We start from the raw sequence: 849 nt of genomic DNA on the forward strand, positions 1-849 counted from the left end.
TGCAAAGCACAATTTCTCACTCTCAGCAGAATTTTCTGAAAACTTCAATGATAAATTCTAAGCTTTAAAGTTTAGGCAAGATTTTTTAACTCACCTTTGATAATTCCTCTCAATGTGCGCATAAGTAGCCATATAAAAGTAAGTGTTACAGCAATTAAGAGCATACTAGAGAGTGCAGAAAAGAATATTGCTCCACCACTTAGAGCAGAGGATTTTGAAGCGATAGATTCTGCAATATTAAAGCTTGCAATACACATTGCAGCCAAAGGGAAACTAATCGCCCACCACGAGATTCTAAACGGACAGCATTTGCCGATTTGAAAGACTTGAGGCAATAGAGCAAAAAGCAAAAATAATCCAATGGAAAACAGCGCGTAGTCTAAGTTATTTGTACTATTAAGGAGACTAATAAGAGCTTGTACATAGCTTGAATTATCTATGCTACTAAGAATAGGAATTCGAATGAATACTGCATAGGCACTTACTCCTGCACCAAATGGAGCTAGAAGTATCACAAGGGTGGGCATTAGCTTTTCAGGGAGTTTTTCAAAAAACACGATGCGTGCAAAAATAAGCACACATAGCACGATACTCCAAAAGAATCCAACACCCACACAAAATCCAGCAATAATAAAGCTAAAATCCTGCACCCATACTTTATCCACAAACAAAGGCAAGGCTAAGGGCAAGTCTAGCAAACCTACGACAGGGATAATCCAAGCAGGGGTAATATGGGAAAGCTCAAGCTTGTTGCAAATCCAAAATTGCACGATATGCACACTAAAGATAAACATTAAAACTGCTCCTACAACCCACACCGCAAGGCTTAAGGATTCAGGAAGTCCAAGT

At 38.8% G+C, this 849-nt stretch carries 1 protein-coding gene; it reads right to left on the reverse strand.

Annotated features, from left to right (window positions below):
- Positions 1 to 71: 71 nt before the first annotated feature.
- The coding region (locus LS66_RS09965; protein ID WP_201273686.1) for a hypothetical protein at positions 72 to 849 on the reverse strand (778 nt) is incomplete at its 5' end.

The sequence above is a fragment of the Helicobacter sp. MIT 03-1614 genome (assembly GCF_000762925.2).
Taxonomy (GTDB): Bacteria; Campylobacterota; Campylobacteria; order Campylobacterales; family Helicobacteraceae; genus Helicobacter_C; species Helicobacter_C hepaticus.